The 19,068-nt window shown below is 69.3% G+C and carries 18 protein-coding genes; 7 read left to right on the top strand and 11 right to left on the bottom strand.

The genetic code is table 11. The features are described from left to right. Positions 1-37 precede the first annotated feature (37 nt). Together GGR71_RS09500 and GGR71_RS09505 are read right to left on the bottom strand one after the other, a co-directional pair. Positions 38-1,441 (bottom strand): mannose-1-phosphate guanylyltransferase/mannose-6-phosphate isomerase, encoded by a 1,404-nt coding sequence (locus GGR71_RS09500; RefSeq protein WP_160957522.1) that lies wholly within the window; start codon positions 1,439-1,441, stop codon positions 38-40. Between the two features lie 55 nt (positions 1,442-1,496). Continuing rightward, entirely contained in the window at positions 1,497-2,843 is a 1,347-nt protein-coding gene (locus GGR71_RS09505; protein ID WP_160957521.1) for a phosphohexomutase domain-containing protein, read from the bottom strand. A gap of 132 nt (positions 2,844-2,975) precedes the next feature. Here GGR71_RS09505 and GGR71_RS09510 point away from each other — a divergent pair, with 132 nt between their 5' ends. Both GGR71_RS09510 and GGR71_RS09515 read left to right on the top strand, forming a co-directional pair. Then, entirely contained in the window at positions 2,976-3,713 is a 738-nt protein-coding gene (locus GGR71_RS09510) for a CoA transferase subunit A (RefSeq protein WP_160957520.1), read from the top strand. Between the two features lies 1 nt (position 3,714). Beyond that, positions 3,715-4,347, top strand: coding sequence for a CoA transferase subunit B (locus tag GGR71_RS09515; RefSeq protein ID WP_160957519.1), 633 nt, complete (start codon positions 3,715-3,717; stop codon positions 4,345-4,347). 16 nt (positions 4,348-4,363) lie between these two features. On the opposite strand, the gene GGR71_RS09520 is transcribed toward GGR71_RS09515, so the two are convergent. After that, positions 4,364-6,430, bottom strand: a complete 2,067-nt coding sequence (locus GGR71_RS09520; RefSeq protein ID WP_160957518.1) for a glycoside hydrolase family 99-like domain-containing protein — start codon at positions 6,428-6,430, stop codon at positions 4,364-4,366. After that, positions 6,427-8,070 carry an electron transfer flavoprotein-ubiquinone oxidoreductase gene (locus GGR71_RS09525; RefSeq protein ID WP_160957517.1) on the bottom strand — a complete coding sequence of 548 codons (1,644 nt, stop codon included), beginning with the start codon at positions 8,068-8,070 and terminating at the stop codon, positions 6,427-6,429. Before GGR71_RS09525 ends, GGR71_RS09520 begins: the two co-directional genes overlap by 4 nt. A 114-nt stretch (positions 8,071-8,184) precedes the next feature. Between GGR71_RS09525 and GGR71_RS09530 the strand changes: the two genes are divergently transcribed. After that, positions 8,185-8,823, top strand: coding sequence for an alpha-ketoglutarate-dependent dioxygenase AlkB family protein (locus GGR71_RS09530; protein WP_160957516.1), 639 nt, complete (start codon positions 8,185-8,187; stop codon positions 8,821-8,823). 270 nt (positions 8,824-9,093) lie between these two features. Here the strand turns inward: GGR71_RS09530 and GGR71_RS09535 are convergent, their stop codons facing one another. The 4 genes from GGR71_RS09535 to GGR71_RS09550 all read right to left on the bottom strand — a co-directional run bounded on the left by GGR71_RS09535 (position 9,094) and on the right by GGR71_RS09550 (position 12,706). Further along, positions 9,094-9,768, bottom strand: a complete 675-nt coding sequence (locus tag GGR71_RS09535) for an ABC-type transport auxiliary lipoprotein family protein (RefSeq protein ID WP_160957515.1) — start codon at positions 9,766-9,768, stop codon at positions 9,094-9,096. Then, the gene (locus tag GGR71_RS09540) at positions 9,765-10,691 is read right to left on the bottom strand and encodes an MlaD family protein (RefSeq protein ID WP_043093283.1); all 927 of its coding nucleotides are present in this window, start codon (positions 10,689-10,691) and stop codon (positions 9,765-9,767) included. The genes GGR71_RS09535 and GGR71_RS09540 overlap by 4 nt, the downstream gene beginning before the upstream one ends. Positions 10,692-10,695: 4 nt before the next feature. Next, positions 10,696-11,517 carry an ABC transporter ATP-binding protein gene (locus tag GGR71_RS09545; protein WP_160957514.1) on the bottom strand — a complete coding sequence of 274 codons (822 nt, stop codon included), beginning with the start codon at positions 11,515-11,517 and terminating at the stop codon, positions 10,696-10,698. Positions 11,518-11,593: 76 nt separating this feature from the next. Beyond that, complete coding sequence (locus GGR71_RS09550; RefSeq protein WP_048491593.1) at positions 11,594-12,706, bottom strand: ABC transporter permease; 1,113 nt, start codon at positions 12,704-12,706, stop codon at positions 11,594-11,596. Between the two features lie 100 nt (positions 12,707-12,806). On the opposite strand from GGR71_RS09550, the gene GGR71_RS09555 reads away from it, so the two are divergent. Then, on the top strand, positions 12,807-14,066 hold the full coding sequence (locus tag GGR71_RS09555; protein ID WP_160957513.1) for a threonine/serine exporter family protein: 1,260 nt from the start codon (positions 12,807-12,809) through the stop codon (positions 14,064-14,066). 61 nt (positions 14,067-14,127) lie between these two features. Here the strand turns inward: GGR71_RS09555 and GGR71_RS09560 are convergent, their stop codons facing one another. From GGR71_RS09560 to GGR71_RS09570, 3 genes are all read right to left on the bottom strand, one after another. Beyond that, positions 14,128-14,589, bottom strand: coding sequence for an H-NS histone family protein (locus GGR71_RS09560; RefSeq protein WP_148828841.1), 462 nt, complete (start codon positions 14,587-14,589; stop codon positions 14,128-14,130). A 249-nt stretch (positions 14,590-14,838) separates the two neighbouring features. Further along, positions 14,839-16,533 carry a proline--tRNA ligase gene (locus GGR71_RS09565; protein WP_160957512.1) on the bottom strand — a complete coding sequence of 565 codons (1,695 nt, stop codon included), beginning with the start codon at positions 16,531-16,533 and terminating at the stop codon, positions 14,839-14,841. 89 nt (positions 16,534-16,622) lie between these two features. Next, the gene (locus GGR71_RS09570) at positions 16,623-17,015 is read right to left on the bottom strand and encodes a DUF4124 domain-containing protein (RefSeq protein WP_160957511.1); all 393 of its coding nucleotides are present in this window, start codon (positions 17,013-17,015) and stop codon (positions 16,623-16,625) included. 77 nt (positions 17,016-17,092) lie between these two features. On the opposite strand from GGR71_RS09570, the gene pssA reads away from it, so the two are divergent. From pssA to rimI, 3 genes are read left to right on the top strand one after another with little or no spacing between them, the layout of a single operon-like run. Continuing rightward, positions 17,093-17,869, top strand: coding sequence for a CDP-diacylglycerol--serine O-phosphatidyltransferase (gene pssA / locus GGR71_RS09575; protein ID WP_160957510.1), 777 nt, complete (start codon positions 17,093-17,095; stop codon positions 17,867-17,869). A 14-nt stretch (positions 17,870-17,883) separates the two neighbouring features. Next, positions 17,884-18,354, top strand: a complete 471-nt coding sequence (locus tag GGR71_RS09580) for an alanine acetyltransferase (protein ID WP_184451912.1) — start codon at positions 17,884-17,886, stop codon at positions 18,352-18,354. Beyond that, complete coding sequence (rimI, locus tag GGR71_RS09585) at positions 18,351-18,839, top strand: ribosomal protein S18-alanine N-acetyltransferase (protein WP_048491587.1); 489 nt, start codon at positions 18,351-18,353, stop codon at positions 18,837-18,839. The genes GGR71_RS09580 and rimI overlap by 4 nt, the downstream gene beginning before the upstream one ends. The last annotated feature ends 229 nt before the right edge of the window (positions 18,840-19,068 follow it).

Consider the following 19,068-nt stretch of genomic DNA (forward strand, 5'->3'; position numbering starts at 1 on the left):
AGTGCCCGGCTCTTTGTTTTTGCGGCCTGCGCCGGATTCAGGTACGCCCGTAGGTGTCCTCGAAGCGCACGATGTCGTCCTCGCCCAGATAGCTGCCCGACTGCACTTCGATCAGCTCCAGCGGCAGCTTGCCGGGATTCTTCAAACGATGCGTCACCCCGAGTGGGATATAGGTGCTCTGGTTCTCGGTGAGCAGCAGCACTTCCTCGCCGCGGGTGACCTCGGCGGTGCCGCTGACCACGATCCAGTGCTCGGCACGGTGGTGATGCATCTGCAGGCTCAGCGTGGCGCCGGGCTTGACCGTGATGCGCTTGACCTGGAAACGCTGGCCGTTGTCGATCGAATCGTAGGCGCCCCACGGGCGGTACACCTTGCGATGCCAGGTGGCCTCGGAACGGCCGTTGGCCTTGATCTTGCCGACGACGTCCTTCACTTCCTGGATGCGCTCTTTGTGGCCGACCAGCACGGCGTCGTCGGTCTCCACCACCACCACGTCCTGCAGGCCCACCATCGCGATCAGGCGCGAGCCGTAGGCGTAGGTGTTGCGGCAATCGATCTCGATCACGTCGCCGTGGTGGGCGTTGCCGTTGGCGTCCTGCGGCGACACGTCCAGCAGCGCCGACCACGAACCGACGTCGCTCCACTTCGCGTCCAGCGGTACCACCACCGCGTCGGCGGTCTTCTCCATCACCGCGTAGTCGATGGAGTCGGAGGGGCTGGCGGCGAAGGCGTCCTTGTCCAGGCGGGTGAAGTCGGCATCACGCTTTGCCGACTGCCACGCCGTGCTGCAGGCATCTGCGATGGCCGGCTGGAACTTGCGCAGTTCTTCCAGATAGCGCGAGGCGCGGAACAGGAACATGCCGCTGTTCCAATAGTATTCGCCGGAGGTCAGATACCCCTGGGCGGTGGACAGGTCGGGCTTCTCGACGAAGCGCTCGACCGCACGCGCGCCGATGCCGGCCGCCGCCTTGATATAGCCGTAGCCGGTCTCCGGCGCGGTCGGCTTGATCCCGAAAGTCACCAGCTTCCCATCTGTCGCCGAAGACGCGGCCGCCTGCACCGCGGCCTGAAACGCCGCTTCGTCGAGGATCACGTGATCTGATGGCAGGACGAGCAGCAGCGGATCGGCACCGTCGCGCATCGCCTCCATCGCCGCCACCGCAATGGCAGGGGCGGTGTTGCGACCCTTGGGTTCGAGCAGGATCGCCCCCGGCTTGACGCCGAGTTGCTGCAATTGTTCCGCGGCAATGAAGCGGTGTTCTTCATTGGCTACCAGGATGGGCGGAAGCCCGGCGATCGGCGCAGCGCGCAGCCAGGTCGACTGCAGCATGGTGGTGTCTCCCACCAGCGGCAGGAACTGCTTGGGATACGCTTCGCGTGACAGCGGCCAGAGGCGGGTGCCGGAACCGCCGGACAGGATGATGGGCAGAATGTCGCTCATGAACGGAAGGACTCCATGGATCCGTTGAAGGGGGAAGAGAAAGGCAACGACGCGATCATGCTTTCAGCAGATCGGAAATTTCTTGCGTGCGCTGTTCCAGCAGGGCCGCATCGCCGCGGGTTTCCACGTTCAGGCGCAGCAGCGGTTCGGTGTTGGAACTGCGCAGATTGAAGCGCCAGTCGGCGAATTCGGCGCTGACGCCGTCGGTGTAGTCCAGCGTCGGCGCATGCGCGGCGAAGTGTTCCATCACCCGCGCCACCGCGGCCTTGGCGTCGGCGACCTTGAAATTGATCTCGCCGCTGCACGGGAACTTCTGCATGCGCGCCTCGACCAGGTCGGCCAGCGAGCGGCCGGACTGCGACACCAGCTCGGCGATCAGCAGCCACGGGATCATGCCCGAGTCGGCGTAGGCGAATTCGCGGAAATAGTGGTGCGCGCTCATCTCGCCGCCGTACACGGCGTTCTCGCTGCGCATCTTCTCCTTGATGAAGGCATGGCCGCTCTTGCACAGCACCGGGATGCCGCCGGCTTCCTCGACCTGCTCGATCGTGTTCCAGGTCAGGCGCGGGTCGTGCACGACCTTGCCGCCCGGCTGCTTGGCCAGGATCGCCTGGGCCAGCAGGCCCACCAGGTAGTAGCCCTCGATGAAGCGGCCGTCGGCGTCGAAGAAGAAGCAACGGTCGAAGTCGCCGTCCCAGGCGATGCCGAAGTCGGCGCCGTGCTGCTTGACTGCGTTGGCGGTGGCAGCGCGGTTCTCCGGCAGCAGCGGGTTGGGGATGCCGTTGGGGAAGTGGCCGTCCGGTTCGTGGAAGACGCGCACGAACTCGAACGGCAGGTGCGGCGCCAGCAGGTCGATGATGGCGCCGGCACCGCCGTTGCCGGCGTTGACCACCAGCTTCAGCGGCTTGAGCGTAGCGCGGTCCACGTAGCTGAGCAGGTGCTCAATGTAGGCGCTCTTGTCCGGGCGGTGATGCTCGGCGGCGGTCGGCGCAGCGGCAGGCGCGGTGTCGGCGGCGACGGTGTCGCGGATCGCGAACAGGCCGGTATCGGAGCTGATCGGGCGCGCGTTCTCGCGCACCAGCTTCATGCCGTTGTAGTCCATCGGGTTGTGGCTGGCGGTCACCATCACGCCGCCGGCGGCCTGCAGGTGGTCGGTCTGGAAATACACTTCCTCGGTGCCGCACAGGCCAATGTCGATGACCTCGCGGCCGCTGGCGCGCAGGCCCGCCGACAGTGCCGCCTGCAGCGCCGGGCTGGCCAGGCGCACGTCATGGCCGACCACCACCGGACCGCTGTCCAATTGCCCCGCCAGCGCCACGCCGATGCGGCGCGCCAAGTCCTCGTTCAGTTCGTCGGGTACGCGACCGCGGATGTCGTAGGCCTTGAATGCGGGAAGCGACATGGAAGAGGGTCCTAGTTGGGGGAAACCCGAGTGTAACGTTACGGCGCTTAATCGGTCGTTGCGGCGGTGCGGCGGGGGTCCGGTGCGGCGAACGGCTAGACTACGCGCCTATTTCCAACGCGGAGCTGGCGAATGGGCGACACCTCTACCCCTGTGGGCGGACGGCGCGGCAAGCGTTTCCCCGATGCGGCCACGGCGCTGGCCGACGTGGTGGCGGACGGGCAGACCCTGGCGGTCGGCGGATTCGGCCTGTGCGGCATCCCCGAGGCCTTGATCGCGGCCTTGCGCGACAGCGGCGTCAGCGGACTCACGGTGATCTCCAACAACGCCGGCGTCGATGGCTTCGGCCTGGGCCAACTGCTGGCGACGCGGCAGATCCGCAAGATGATTTCCTCCTACGTCGGCGAGAACAAGGAGTTCGAACGCCAGTATCTGGCCGGCGAACTGGACCTGGAATTCAACCCGCAGGGCACCCTGGCCGAGCGCCTGCGCGCCGGCGGTGCCGGCATCCCCGCGTTCTTCACCGCCACCGGCTACGGCACGGTGGTGGCCGAGGGCAAGGAGACCCGCGAATTCGACGGCAAGCACTACGTGCTGGAGACCGCGTTGCGCGCCGACGTGGCCCTGGTCAAGGCATGGAAGGCCGATGCCGCCGGCAACCTGGTGTTCCGCAAGACCGCGCGCAACTTCAACCCGGCCTGCGCGATGGCCGGCAAGCTCTGCATCGCCGAGGTCGAAGAAGTGGTGGAGATCGGCAACCTGGATCCGGACCAGGTGCACCTGCCCGGCATCTACGTCGACCGCATCGTGCACAACCCGCATCCCGAAAAACGCATCGAACAGCGCACCCTGCGCCAGAAGGACGCCTGACATGGCCTGGACCCGCGACGACATGGCGCAGCGCGCCGCCCGCGAACTCACCGACGGCGCCTACGTGAACCTGGGCATCGGCCTGCCGACCCTGGTCGCCAACCACATTCCCGAGGGCGTGGACGTGTGGCTGCAGTCGGAGAACGGCCTGCTCGGCATCGGCCCGTTCCCCAGCGAGGACGAGGTCGATGCCGACCTGATCAATGCCGGCAAGCAGACCGTCACCGCCCGCGCCGGCGCCAGCTACTTCGGCAGCCACGATTCCTTCGCGATGATCCGCGGCGGCCATATCGACCTAGCCATCCTCGGCGCGATGCAGGTCAGCGAGAAGGGCGATCTGGCCAACTGGATGGTGCCGGGCAAGATGGTCAAGGGCATGGGCGGCGCGATGGACCTGGTGGCCGGGGTCAAGCGCGTGGTCGTGCTGATGGAACACGTGGCCAAGGACGGCAGCCACAAGATCCTGCCGGCCTGCGACCTGCCGCTGACCGGCGTCGGCGTGGTCGACCGCATCATCACCGACCTGGCGGTGTTCGACGTCACCGACAGCGGACTGGTATTGGTCGAGACCGCAGAGGGCGTGGACGAGGCCGAACTGGTCGCCAAGACCGGCGTGCCGTTCCGGCGCGGATAAGGGCGCGCCGCGCCGCTCAGGCGCTGCGCTGTGCGTAGGCGTAGTCGGTGGCTGCCGGCGGTGGCTGGCCGAGTAGGTCGGCCACGGTGGTAACGCGATAGCCGACGCGCTCGGCCAGCGGCGCCGCCAGCCGTTCCACCGCATGCGCCAGGGTGGCGTCGAGCTGACCCTGCTCCGCCTCGAACTCCGACGGGCACAGGCCGCTGTCCAGCAGCGGCCGCAGCGCGTTCAAGCGTGCCCAGAACATGCTGCCCGAGACGAACTGCGCCTGCTCCAGGGGTGCGGCGCTGTAGCCGGTCCGGCGCAGCAGATAGTCGGCGGCGGCGCGGTTGCCGCCCCAGAAGTCGGCCAACGGCAGCAGATGGCCTTCGGGCGCAACCAGGCCGAGTGCAGGATCGTCGGCGAAGGCCTGCAGCACGCGCGCGGCGCGGTCGGTGCCGGCCAGGCGTTGCAGCAGTTCGTTGCGCCAGGCATCGCCGTTGCGTAGATGGGTGCTGCGCTTGGTGTGCAGCTTCAGCACCACGTCCACGCCGTCGCGCAGCAGCCGTTCGGCCGCGTGCAGGAACGGCAGGATGTCGCGGCCGCGGTTTTCCAGCACCATCAGCTCGGAAGGGAAAGCGCACGCGCGTAGATGCGCCCGCACCGCATCGGCCTGGTCGGGCGAGGTGGTGATCAGCAGACGCCACGGCAGGGCGCTCGCGGCGAGCTGCGCCAGCAGTTCGGGCAGCACGTCCGGATACCATGCGTGGACGATCGCATGCGGTGTCGCGTCGCGCGCCGGCAGCGACGCCAGCGCGCGGCGGGTGGCGTCGAGATAGGCGTGGCCCAACCGCGCATCCGGTTCCAGTACGGCGCCTTCGGCCCACTCGTTCCAGGCGTTGACGAACACCAGGCGCTGTTCGGCGCGGCGGCCCTGCAGCCGGGTGTGGATGGTGCTGCGCAGCCAGTCCTCGTAACCGCGCGGCGAGGCGTGTAGATAGACGCGGCCGGCGCCGGGACGGCGCGCTTCGTTGTCCCAGCCCGGGTTCACGCCCGGATACAGCAGGTAGTCGGGCAGCGGGCGCGCGGCGATCTCTGCGGCCAGGGCGCGCCAATCCAGCACGGCGCCGCTGTAGTCGGGATTGAGCAGTTGCTGGTCGGCGGCCAGCGAGCGCGGATTGCTCATGTTCGGCGGGAACTCGACCGCCGCGTCGAAACCGATGTCGCGCGGGTCCGGCCGCTCGAAGCCCTGCACGTAGGCCAGGTGCAGTTCGCCGATGCCGTGCTGCCGGCACCAGTCGCGCCAGCGCGTGGCGGTGGCCTGCGGATCCGGCAGCAGATGCGGGCGATACACCAGCAGCATCGGCCGGCCGTCCACGCGCAGGCAGCGCGCATCGCGCAGGTAGTCGGCGACGTGCGCGATGAAGTCCAGATCGTCCTGCGCGCTGTGCGCCTGCGCCATCAGCACATCGTCGCCGCGGCCGTCCCAGCGCCGCGACCATTGCTCGTTGGCCCAGCACAGGCAGAACGGCAGCTCCAGCGTGGGATCGTCCAGCCACTGCCGCAGCGGCGTCTCCAGCAAGGTCTTGCCGCCGAACCAGTAGAAGTAGAAGCAGAACGCGCCGACGCCGTACTGCTTCGCCAGCGCCACCTGCTGGCGCATGCTGTCCGGGTTGCGCAGATCGTAGAAGCCAAGGTCCGCCGGCAGCCGCGGCTGCACATGCCCCTCGAACTGCGGCAGCGCGCGGCTGACGTTGCGCCATTCGGTGAAGCCGGTGCCCCACCAGGCGTCGTTCTCCGGGATCGGGTGGAACTGCGGCAGGTAGAACGCCACCACGGTGGCCGGCAGCGGCGTGGGCAACGGCGCCTGCTGCGCGGACACATGACCGATCGCGCGTTCGTCGGCGCGCGCGCGTGGCCGGCGTTCGCTGAGCCCGGCAGCGTCGCGGCCGCGCGGCGGCGGCGGCACCAGGTCCGCATGGCGCTCCAGGAAGCGCGCGCGCAGGCGGTCGCGCTGCGCCGGCGTCAGCGGCAGGGCGCGGAAGCCCGCGCGCAGCGTCAGGAACAGCGCGGTCTTCAGGCGCGCGGGCAGGCCTGCGCTCACAGGTTCTGGTAGTTCGGCCCGGAGCCGCCTTCCGGCGTCACCCAGTCGATGATCGCGTAGGGATCCTTGATGTCGCAGGTCTTGCAGTGCACGCAGTTGGCGGCGTTGATCTGCAGGCGCTTGCCGGCCGCGTCGTCGACGATCTCGTACACCGCCGCCGGGCAGAAGCGCGTGCAGGGGTTGCCGTATTCCTCGGTGCAGCGGGTCACGCAGATCTGCGGATCGAGCACGTGCAGGTGCACCGGCTGGTCCTCGTCGTGCTCGGTGGCGGCGAAGTACACGCCCTGCAGGCGGTCGCGCGGTGCCAGTTCGCGTTGCACGTAGTCGCGCTTGGGCTGCTCGTGCTCGCCCAGCCGGTCCAGGCTCTTCCAGTCGGCGCCGACCTTCAGCGTCCACGGCGAGGCGCCCTTGACCAGGGTCTCCCAGGCGCCGTTGAGCAGGCCGAACCACAGGCCCTTCTTGAAGCCGGGCTTGATGTTGCGCACCTGGCGCAGTTCGGCCATTACCTCCGAGCCGCGCAGGCGCGCGTCGAAGCCGGCCGGGTCGAGCGCGGCGCCGGCGGCGAGGTGTTCGGCGGCGAGCATGCCGCTGCGGATCGCCTGGTGGGTGCCCTTGATCTTGGGCACGTTGAGCAGGCCGGCGGTGTCGCCGATCAGCAGCGCGCCGGGCATCTCCACCTTCGGCAGCGACTGCCAGCCGCCGCTGGCGATGGCGCGCGCGCCGGCCGAGAGGATGGTGCCGCCGTCGAGCAGCGACTTCATCATCGGGTGGTTCTTCCACTGCTGGAAGGCCTCCCAGGGGCGGTACTCGGGGTCGCGGTAGTCCAGGCCGCTGACGTAGCCCAGCGCCACCTGGTTGTTCTCCAGGTGGTACAGGAAGCTGCCGCCATAGGTCTTGCTGTCGGCCGGCCAGCCCAGGGTGTGCACGATCTTGCCGGGGCTGACGCGGCCCTCGGGCAACTGCCACAGCTCCTTGATGCCGATCGAGAACGCCTGCGGATCGTGGCCGGCGTCGAGTGCGAAGCGCGCGATCAGGCGCTTGGTCAGGTGTCCGCGCGCGCCTTCGGCCAGCACCGTGACCTTGGCCCGGATGTCGATGCCGGCGGTGTAGCCCGGCTTGTGCGATCCGTCCTTGGCCACGCCCATGTCGCCGATGCGCACGCCCAGCACCGTGCCGTCCTCGGCGTGCAGGGTCTCGGCGGCGGCGAAGCCGGGGTAGATCTCCACGCCCAGCGCCTCGGCCTGCGGCGCCAGCCACGCGCACATCGCGCCGAGGCTGACGATGAAATTGCCGTGGTTGCGCATGCCCGGCGGCACCATCGGGAACTTGTGCCCGCCGTCCTTGCTCAGGTACCAGAACTCGTCCTCGGCCGCCGGCACGCAGATCGGCGGCGGGTTGTCGCGCCAGCCCGGCAGCAGCGCGTCCAGCGGCGCCGGTTCGATCACCGCGCCGGACAGGATGTGCGCCCCGATGGTGCTGGCCTTCTCGATCACGCAGACCGAGAGGTCGGGTTTGAGCTGCTTGAGCCGGATCGCGAACGCCAACCCGGCCGGGCCCGCGCCGACGGTGACGACGTCGTACTCCATGACGTCGCGCTCCACTGGCTCCGGCGCGTTGGCGCCGCCCTCGGTTCCCGTCATCTGCTCCGCTCCCGTTTGGCTCGTTCTGGCTGCCTGCATTTTCAGGGTTTGCGCGTGAAGGGGCAAATTCCGCACGCCGGCGTATGGTGGCGGCCGGCATGCTAGCGTGGCGCGATGGAACTGGACCTGCCCGGCGCCGATCTGCGCTGGTATCCCGAGTGGCTGGACCCGACCGCGGCGGCGGCGTTGTGCGCGCAGTTGCTGCACGAAGTGCCGTGGGAGGTGCACCGGATCCGCCTGTTCGGCAAGCTGGTCGATTCGCCGCGGCTGAGCTGCTGGATCGGCGATGCCGATGCCAGCTACCGCTATTCCGGTACCCGCTTCGCGCCGCATCCGTGGCCGGCGGCGCTGCTGCCGCTGCGCGCGCGGCTGGCGGCCGAGACCGGGGTGGCGTTCAACAGCGTGCTCGCCAACCGCTACCGGGACGGCCGCGATGCGATGGGCTGGCACAGCGATGACGAGCGCGAACTGGGGCCGGCGCCGGTGATCGCCTCGCTGAGTCTGGGCGCGACCCGCCGTTTCGTGCTGCGCCATCGCCAGCAGCCGGCGCTGCGCCAGGCGCTGGACCTGACCTCCGGCGGACTGCTGCTGATGGCGGGCGACACCCAGCGCCTGTACCGGCACGCCCTACCGCGCACCGCCAAGCCGGTCGGCGAGCGGATCAACCTGACGTTCCGCCGCATTGCGCTTGATCCCCTCTCCCTTCGGGACCATGGCCCCCTTTTCGGGAAGGTGCCCCGAAGGGGCGGATGAGGGCCGGGTTGCTAGGGAGGCATCTGGGGGAGATGGCCCCCTGGCCGCCGCACCCTCACCCCCGGCCCCTCTCCCGGTGGGAGAGGGGAGCGGAGCAGCACCGGTAGGTCGTCGCATGCCCTATTCCTTCTCCCTTCGGGAGAAGGTGCCCCGAAGGGGCGGATGAGGGGCGGATGGCTAGGGAGGTATCTGGGGAAGACGGCTCCGCGGCCGTCGCACCCTCACCCCCGACCCCTCTCCCGGTGGGAGAGGGGGGCAATCAGGGAGCCATCAGCGTCGCGGCGGCTTCGGGCTGGCCGGCGACGGTGCGCTCGGCGCCAGTGCGGTGGCGGCGTCGGCCTGGCCCTGCTGCAGGGTCCAGCCGACCACGTCATGGCCGAGTTGCGACATGGCCTGGCCGAAGGCGTCGACCACCTGCGATTCGGCGGTGCCGGCGGCCGGCTGGGTCACCAGGAAGGTGCGCGAGGCGACCACGCGCTGGTCGGCGCTGTACAGCAGTTTGGCATTGAGTTCGATGGTGGCCGACGGCACCGTGCGCCCGGCGTAGTCCGCTTCGAAACGCCGCAGGTCCAGCAGCAGCTTGTAGTCGGCGCGGATGCCGGTGCCGAGCCGGGCCACGCCGGGGATGCGTCCGGAATCCTCGAACGCGCGCAGCAGCATGTCCTCGAGCATGTCGGTGGCAGGCTGCGCCCAGCTGACGCCGCCGTACACCTGCAGTTCGTCGGGCGTCGGCCGCACCGCGATGCGCGAACTGTCGACCACGCGCGCGGCGCTGGGCTTGGTCAGCGCCAGTTGCCAGCTCACGGTCGGCCAGGCCGGGTCCGCGGTCACCCGCACGTCCGGCGCGTAGATCGTCACCGGCTCCTTGCTGCCGCCGGGCAGCGAACAGCCGGCCAGCAGCAGGGCCGGCACGGCGAGCAGGAAGAAGGCGCGCATCGGCTTCATTTGGGTTTGAACTCCTTCGGGGCGTCGCGGCCGAGCAGGTAGCGCGCGGGGTTGTTGTCCAGGCGGTCGCTGACCCGGCGCAGGTCGCGGATCAGGCCGCGCAGTTCGGTCAGGGTCGGGCCGAGCTGGCCGAGGCCGTCGTTGGCGAAGCTGTTGATCGCCGAGCGGTTCTCGCCAAGGATCTTGTCGGCATTGCCCGCGGCCGAATCCAGCTTGCTCAGCGTGTCCTCCAGCTTGTCCAGGATCGGCGGCAGCTGCTGCACCAGATTCTGGTCCAGGCGCTGGATGGTGCCGTTGGTGGTCTTGAGCGTGGTGTCCAGGTTGCGCGCGGCGTCGCGCGCGCTGACGATCAGCGACTGCATGCCCTGGTCGCGGTCGGCCAGGCCGCCGCTGATGGTCTCCAGGTTGTGCAGGGTGGCGGTGATGCTGGCGACGTTGCGGTCGCTGAGCACCTCGTCCAGGCGCTCGACGATGCGGTTGGCGGTGTCGGTGATGTTCTGCAGCGCCGAGGGCGTGGTCTGGATGATCGGCGCATCGCTGTTGTCGATCGAGGTCAGCGATGGCGCTTCCGGGGTGCCGCCGGAAAGCTGGATGATCGACGGGCCGGTCAGGCTGGTGATGCCCAGCTTGGCGCGGGTGTCGCTCTTGATCGGCGTGGTCGAGTTGACCCGGATCCGCGCCACCACCTGGCGCGGGTCGTTCGGCGCCAGGGTCAGCTCGGTGATCGAGCCAACCGCGATGCCGTTGTACTGCACCGGGCTGCCGACCGACAGGCCGGTCACCGCCTCGCGGAACACCACGCGGTATTCCTGCCACGTGCGGTCGGAGGAGTACTTGGCGGCCCAGAGTCCGAACAGCAGCAGCGCGATCCCCACCACGATGGTGAAGGCGCCGATCAGCACGTAATTGGCTTTGGTTTCCATGGGCTCAGGGGGTCTCGGTCCAGGCGGTCTTGGCATCGCGCGCGGCGCGGGCGCGCGGGCCGTGGAAATACTCTTGGATCCACGGATGGTCCACTTGCTCGATCTCGGCCAACGGCGCGTTGGCGATGACCTTGCGGTCGGCCAGCACCGCCACGCGGTCGCAGATAGCGTACAAGGTGTCCAGATCGTGGGTGATGAGGAACACGGTCAGGCCCAGCGCTTCCTGCAGGGTGCGGATCAGCCGGTCGAAGGCGGCCGCGCCGATCGGGTCCAGCCCGGCGGTGGGCTCGTCCAGGAACAACAGTGGCGGGTCCAGTGCCAGCGCACGCGCCAGCCCGGCGCGCTTGCGCATGCCGCCGGACAGCTGCGAGGGCAGCTTGTTCAATGCGTCGGCGGGCAGGCCGGCCAGCTTCACCTTCAGCAGCGCCAGCTCGTAGTGCCAGCTGTCGGGCAGTTCGCCGAAATGCTCCTTCAGCGGCACCTGCACGTTCTCGCCGACGGTCAGCGAGGAGAACAGCGCGCCGTCCTGGAACAGCACGCCGGTATTGCGCTCCACGTGCAGGCGATCGGCGCGACGGCCGGAATCGGTGTCCACGCCGAGCACCTGGATCTTGCCGGCATCGGGGTCGCGCAGGCCGAGGATGGTGCGCATCAGCACCGACTTGCCGGTGCCCGACCCGCCGACCACGCCGAGGATCTCGCCGCGGCGCACGTCCAGGTCCAGGTCCTCGTGCACGGTCTGGGTGCCGAAGCGATTGACCAGGCCGCGGACGGAGATGGCCAGTTCCTGCTCGGGATTCGGGAGTGGAGATTCGGGATTGGTCAACGCAACCGCTCCCGTCCCGGCGCGCAGCGCCCGGCTTCAACGAATCCCCAATGCCCAATCTCCAATCCCGGCTCCATCACCACCCCATGTTCATGAACCACAGCGCGGCGATCGCGTCGATGATGATCACCAGCGAGATCGTCTGCACCACGCTGGAGGTGGTGCGCTCGCCAACGGACTGCGCGGTGCCTTCTACGCGCAGTCCCTCCAGGCAGCCGATCAGGCCGATCACGATGGCGAAGATCGGCGCCTTGGACAGGCCCACCAGCATGTGCCGGATCTGGATGGTGTCGTGCATGCGCGCCAGGTACATCTGCGGCGGGATGCCCAGGTCGAAGGCGCCGACGGTGACGCCGCCGGCCAGGCCGGCGATCATCGCCACGAAGGTCAGCAGCGGCAGCATCAGCAGCAGCGCCACCAGTCGCGGGATCACCAGCAGGTCCATCGGGTCCAGGCCCAGGGTCTGGATCGCGTCGACCTCCTCGCGCGCCTTCATCGCGCCGATCTGCGCGGTGAACGCGCTGGCGGTGCGTCCGGCCAGCACGATCGCGGTCAGCAGCACCGCGAACTCGCGCAGGAAGGCGATGGAGACCAGCTCCACCACATAGATCTCGGCGCCGAAGTCGCGCAGGATCGTCGAGCCCAGGAAGGCGATCACCGCGCCGACCAGATAGGACAGCAGTGCCACCAGCGGTACCGCGTCCAGGCCGACCTGCTCCATGTGGTGCACGGTGGCGGTCATGCGGAACCGGCGCGGCGCGTGCAGCAGCCGCAGCAGCTTGACCAGGGTTTCGCCGAGGAAGCCGACCAGGGCGACGATTTCCTTGCCATTGCGGTGCACCGCATAGCCCAGGCGTTCCAGCGCCGCGGCGAAGCCGTAGTCGCGCTTGCGCTTGGGGCGGTCGTCGGCGACGTCCTCGATGGTCGAGACCAGGGCGCGGTGGTCCTGGCGGAAATCCAGCGCCTCGTGGGCGATGCCGTTGCGCGTGGCGTAACGCATCAGTTGCAGCACCCCGGCCGAATCCAGCTGGCCGATGCCGCTGGCGTCGATGCCGGTGGTACCGGCCGGCATGCCGCGCAGCACTTCCGAGGAGGCAAGGGCAGTGGCCAGGGTCCAACTGCCGGTCAGCCGCACCCGCGAGGGGTCTCGGTCGTCCTGGCTGAGTTTGGGCGGTTGCGGTTCGATCATGGGGGCGTCCGGTGCGCGAGCATACCTGTTTCGCCCGTGTTGCAAATGTGGTGATCGCGACGGGGTGGCCGGGCGCGGCGTTCGCGCCATACTAGCCGACATGCCCGCCGCTCCCACCGTCAGCCCCTCCGCCAACGCGACCTACGCGCAGCGCATCGCCTTCGTCTCCGACATCGCCGGGCGACTGCACACCTACGGCACCACCGCGCAGCGGCTGGAGGCGGCGGTGGTGGCGCTGGCGCAGCAACTGGACCTGGATTGCGAACCCTGGTCCAACCCGACCGGGCTGATCCTCAGCTTCAGCGACCCGACCAAGGCGATCGGCTCCAGCGACATCACCCGCGTGGTGCGGCTGGCGCCGGGCGACAACGACCTGCACAAGCTCAGCGTCGCCGACCGCATCGCCGACGATGTGGCCAGCGGGCGCATGAGCGTGGCCCAGGGCCACACCGCGCTGCGTCAGCTGGATCAGCCGCCGGGGCGGCGCTGGATGGCGATGCAGGTGCTGGGCTTCGGCCTGGCCGCGGCCGGCGTGGCCGGGCTGTGGCGCCTGCCGTGGCTGGACATCGCCACCGCCACCATGATCGGCCTGCTGATCGGCGTGCTCACCCAGCTCACCGACAAGCGCCCGGCGACCAAGGAAGCCAACGACGCGCTGGCCGCGCTGCTGGCCGGTTTCGTCGCGACCCTGGTGGCCAGTTTCGTGGCGCCGCTCAATCTCAATACGGTGATCATCGCCTCGCTGGTGGTGCTGCTGCCGGGAATGGCGCTGACCAATGCAGTCAACGAACTGACCAGCCAGCACTGGGTATCGGGCACGGCGCGCTTCGCCGGCGCGGTCACCACCGTCGTCAAGCTGACCGTCGGCGCGGTGATCGCGGTGACCCTGGCGCAGCTGCTCGGCCTGGAGCCGATGGTGCGGGCGTCGCGGCCGCAGCATGGCTGGGTGGAATGGGCCTCGCTGCTGGTCGCCGCCTATGCCTTCGCGCTGCTGTTCAAGGCCAGCCTGCGCGATTATCCGTTCGTGATGGCGGCATCGGTGGCCGGTTATGCGGTCGCGCGCTTCGCTGGCGACGCCTGGGGCAGCCCGGTCGGCATCTTCCTGTCGGCGATGGTGTTGACCGCCGCCGGCAACCTGTTCGGCCGCATCGTGCACCGGCCGGGCGCGCTGGTGCGGTTGCCGGGCATCATCATGCTGGTGCCCGGGAGTGCCAGCCTGCGCGGGCTGTTGACCCTGGTCCAGCAGCAGGACGTGCTCGGCGGGCAATCGGCGCTGCTGACGGTCACCAATATCGTGATGGCGCTGGTCGCCGGCTTGTTGTTCGGCAATCTGTTGATCCCGGCGCGCAAGAATCTTTGAATCCGGTAATAAAAAACGCCGGCATGCGCCGGCGTTTTCCGTTGCGATCGGCGCTGCCGGATCAGGCTTTCGGCGCGGCGCTCTTGCTGGCCTTCTTGGCGACGCGCTTGACCGCCTTCTTGGCGGTTTTCTTGGCCGGCGCGGCGGATTTGGCAGCGCCGCCGGCGATCAGGAAATCGTCGACCTTCTTGCCCTTGGCGACCAGATCCGCCAGCCAGCGCGGCTGCTTGCCGCGGCCGGTCCAGGTTTCGGCGGCATTGGCGGGATTGCGGTATTTCGGCGGAACCTTGCCCAGCTTGCGGCCCGGCTTCGGACCCGGCTTGCCGGCCTTGCGGCCGCGCGCGGCGGGGGCGCCGCCGAAGACTTCCTCGATGCTGTAGCCGTGGCTCTTGGCCAGGCGGGTCAGCTGGGTGCGGACCTTGGCGATGGGGGTGCGCTTGGCGACGATGGACTGCTGCTTCTTGGCGGTCTTGATGAGCGCGCCCAATTGCTTGGCCGACAGGCCGCTGAGATCGATGGTCATCTTTACTCCGGAAAATGGGTGGTGGCCTTCCGCCATTCCCTGGCAGCGCTGAATCATAATGATGCCGAATCGGCTTGACAAATATCCGGCTTATTCGCTTCCGATATCTCCGGATGCAATGCCCTGGAATATGTCCTTATATATTCATGCCCGGCGTATTCAATTGCGACGATACCTTGCCGGTTTCGCCCATGCGGCGTGATGATGGCGTAAAGAAGAAGGGCCGGGATATCGTCCCGGCCCTCCTCGTCATGCCTGCAAGCGCGCCAGCAAGGCGGCGCGGTCCAGGTGTTCGGCATCGCCGCCGCTGCGCGCGCGATATTCGAACGTGCCGGCGGCCAAGCCCCGCTCCGAGACCACCACCCGGTGCGGAACGCCGATCAATTCGATATCGGCGAACATCGCGCCGGGGCGCAGGCCACGGTCGTCCAGCACCGCATCCAGTCCGGCCTGCTGCAGCTCCGCCAGCAACGCCTCGCCAGCGGCGTCGACCGCCGGATCGCGCTTGGGGTTGATCACGCACACCGCCACCGCCCACGGCGCCATCGGTTGCGGCCAGCGGATGCCGGCGTCGTCGTGGTTCTGCTCGATCGCCGCGGCGACGATGCGGGAAATGCCGATGCCGTAGCAGCCCATCGCCAGCGTCACGGTCTTGCCGTTCTCGTCCACCACGGTGGCATCCAGCGCCTGCGCGTACTGGCGGCCGAGCTGGAACACATGGCCGACCTCGATGCCGCGCGCCAGGCGGATCTCGCCGCCGTCCTGGGCGCGCTCGCCCTCGACCACGTTGCGCAGGTCGGCGACGGCGTCCGGCTCCGGCAGGTCGCGGCCCCAGTTGACCCCGGCCAGGTGGAAGCCGCGCTCGTTGGCGCCGACCACGAAGTCGGCCAGCGCCGCCACGTCGCGGTCGGCGACCACGCGGATCGGCTGGCGCGGGCCCAGCGGGCCGAGGAAGCCCGGCTCGCTGCCCAGGTGGGCGATGATCTCGGCTTCGGTGGCCATGCGGTAGCCGGCCAGGCCGGCGACCTTGCCCAGCTTGATCTCGTTGACCGTGTGATCGCCGCGCACCAGCGCCAGCACGAAGGTCTCGCCAGCCATCACCGCCACCGACTTGACCGTGCGCTGCAGCGGGAGGCCGAGCAGCTCGGCCACCGCCTCGCAGGTCTTCTGGGTGGGCGTGGCGACCTTGCGCAGTTCCTCGCCTGCCGCCGCGCGCGGCGACGGCGTCGCGGCGACGGCGGCTTCGACATTGGCCGCGTAGTCCGAGCCGGTGGAGAACGCCAGCGAATCCTCGCCGGAGGCGGCCAGCACGTGGAACTCCTGCGAGGCGTCGCCGCCGATGTCGCCGGAATCGGCCTGCACCGCGCGGAACTGCAGCCCCAGGCGGGTGAAGATGCGGGTGTAGGCCGCCTTCATGTTCTCGTACTCGCGTGCCAGGTCCTCGTCGGTGATGTGGAACGAGTAGGCGTCCTTCATCAGGAACTCGCGCGCGCGCATCACCCCGAAGCGCGGGCGGATCTCGTCGCGGAACTTGGTCTGGATCTGGTAGAAGTTGACCGGCAACTGCTTGTAGCTGCTCAGCTCCTGCCGCGCGAAATCGGCGGCGGCCTCTTCGGCGGTCGGGCTGTAGCAGTAGTCCTGCTCCTTGCGGTCCTGCATGCGCAGCATCAGCCCGCCGAACTTGCTCCAGCGCCCGGTGGCGTCCCACAGTTCGCGCGGCTGGATGGTCGGGAACAGCACTTCCACCGCGCCGGCGCGGTTCATTTCCTCGCGCACCACCGCTTCCACCTTGCGCAGCACGCGCAGGCCCAGCGGCGACCAGGTGTACAGGCCGGAGGCGAGCTTGCGGATCATGCCCGCGCGCAGCATCAGCTGATGGCTGACCAGTTCGGCGTCGGCCGGGGTTTCCTTGGTGGTGTGCAGGTGGAACTGGGAAAGGCGCATCGAGGGGCTTCGCAGACGGCGGGTCGCCCATTTTGCCAGTCATTGCCGGCGCTGCGGGCATCGCCCGCGGCCGGCTTCGTGCGTTGGGGTCACTTGGCGGGCGCGGCGGCCGGGGTGCAGTAGGCCTTGATCGCGGCCTCGGCCACGGCCTTTTGCGAGGCGCGCTGGGATTCGTCCAGTTCCCCGTCCGGCTTGCCGTCGCCATCGCTGTCGGTGGTGATCTTGCCGGGCTTGTTAAGGATGTCCAGGTTCTTGCGTGCGGTCAGGCACTGGCCGTTCTCGGCCGGGGCCGCCGCGGGCGTCTCGGCCGGGGCGTCGCCGCGGGTGTCGACCTTGCGCACCTGGTACTTGCCGCCGGGGGGCGGGGTCTCGGCATAGTGGGTGACGCCCTGCGCGTCCTTCCATTGGTACAGGGTGGTGGCGCCGAGCATGCCGCTGACGGCGAGCAGGGGCAGGCAGCAAAGCCGGGGCAGGACGCGCATCTCGGTCTCCAGGGCGCGGCGGGAGCGCCGATTGCAGCACCCGCCGACGGGCCTGGCAAGTCGATTAGACTGACGGGATGGACTCATCCCAACCGCCCCCCCGTTCGCGCACCATCTACCTGCTGCCGAACCTGTTCACCACCGCCGGCCTGTTCTCCGGTTTCTACGCCATCATCGCCGCCGCCAACGGCCAGTTCGTGCACGCCAGCGTGGCGGTGTTCGTGGCCGCGGTGATGGACGGGCTGGATGGGCGCGTGGCGCGGCTGACCGGCACCAGCAGCGAATTCGGCGTGCAGTACGACTCGCTGGCCGACCTGGTCAGCTTCGGCATGGCGCCGGCGCTGGTGATGTACCACTGGTCGCTGTCGGCGCTGAAGTTCGACGGCAGCATGCTCGGCCGGGTCGGCTGGTCGGCGGCGTTCCTGTACGCGGCCTGCGCCGCGCTGCGCCTGGCCCGTTTCAATACCCAGGTCGGCACGGTCGACAAGCGCTGGTTCGTGGGCCTGGCCAGCCCGGCCGCGGCCGGGCTGATGATGGCCTTCGTGTGGTCCTTCGCCGACGGCTCGCTGGGCTGGGACGGCGAACAGCTGCGCTACGTGGCGCTGGGCCTGACCGTGACCGCAGCGCTGCTGATGGTCAGCCGCATCCGCTTCTGGAGCTTCAAGGGCAGCGGCGAGAAGGGCCCGCGCACCGACCGGGTGCCGTTCCTGATGCTGGTGCTGGCGCCGATCGTGCTGGCGGTGCTGGTCATCGACCTGGCGCGGGCGCTGCTGGCGATCGGCGTGCTGTACGCGCTGTCCGGGCCCTGCCTGTGGCTGTGGCGGCGCTGGCGCAAGGTGCCGGACGCGACATGAGCGAGCACGCATCCATGGATGCGCCGTTGTGGTCGGCCGAGCAGGTCGGCTGGCTGCAGGCGCTCGGCCACACCGTGTACGTGGATGCCGCAGCCGTGATCGAACCGGCCCCGCCGCCGCAAGAGGCGCCGGTGGCGCCGGTGCAGCGGTCTGGGCCGGGATCGGCGCCGCTACGGGGAGGCCACGCCGCCGAACTGCCAGCCGCCGAGATGCCGGAACGGCGGCGCGCGCCGGCGCCACCGGCTCCGGCGGTGCAGCCGGACGCGGTGCGTGCGGCGCCTGCGGCGGGCGCGCGCCGGGTCGGCCTGCGCCTGCCCGACCGGCTGCAGATCGCCCTGTTGCGCGCCTCCGGCCTCAATCCCAACGATCCGGCCACGCAGGCGCTGATGGCGACCTGGCCGCTGGACGAACTGCGCGGCAATGCCGCGGCCAAGCGCGCGCTGTGGCCGCAGTTGCGCGCGCTGCGCAAGCGGACGCCGCAATGAGCGCGCTCGGGTCGGCACCCGCGCCAGCGGCCACGCTGCGCGCCTTGCGCGAGGCCGATCTGGATGCGGTGATGGAGATCGAGCGCCGCGCCTATCCGTTTCCCTGGACCCGCGGCATCTTCCGCGACTGCCTGCAGGCCGGTTACCCGGGCTGGGTGCTGGTGGAAGAGGGCACGATCGTCGGCTACGGGGTGATCAGCGTCGCCGCCGACGAGGCGCACATCCTCAACGTCTGCGTGGCGCCGGAGCGGCAGTCGCGCGGCTACGGCCGGCTGCTGCTGCGCGCGTTGATCAAGTACGGCGTCGACCTCGGCGCGCGCCGGGTGTTCCTGGAAGTGCGTCCGTCCAATCCCAACGCGATCGCGCTGTACCACAGCGAAGGCTTCAACGAGATCGGCCGGCGCCCGCGCTATTACCCGGCCGCGAACGGGCGCGAGGACGCGCTGGTGATGGCGATCGAGCTGTTCTTCGACGGCATGTCCTGAGGCCCCTGCGCGTTCGCCGCGGGCGACGTGCGGTTTCATTTGAGCGCTGCTGCCGCCTGTGTGCGGACGTTGCCGGCACAAGCGACCGGCAATGGCGCTGGCCTGTGCCGCGCTGGCGCGATGGCACTGCACCGCGTGCGCGCCGCAACCTGATTTAGGCGATCCCGCTGCAGGCAGTCGGCGTTGTCGGCCTGGTGTTCGCTGTGGCGAGTGCACCTGTGTGTTGCGT

Source organism: Xanthomonas sp. F1, assembly GCF_014199855.1.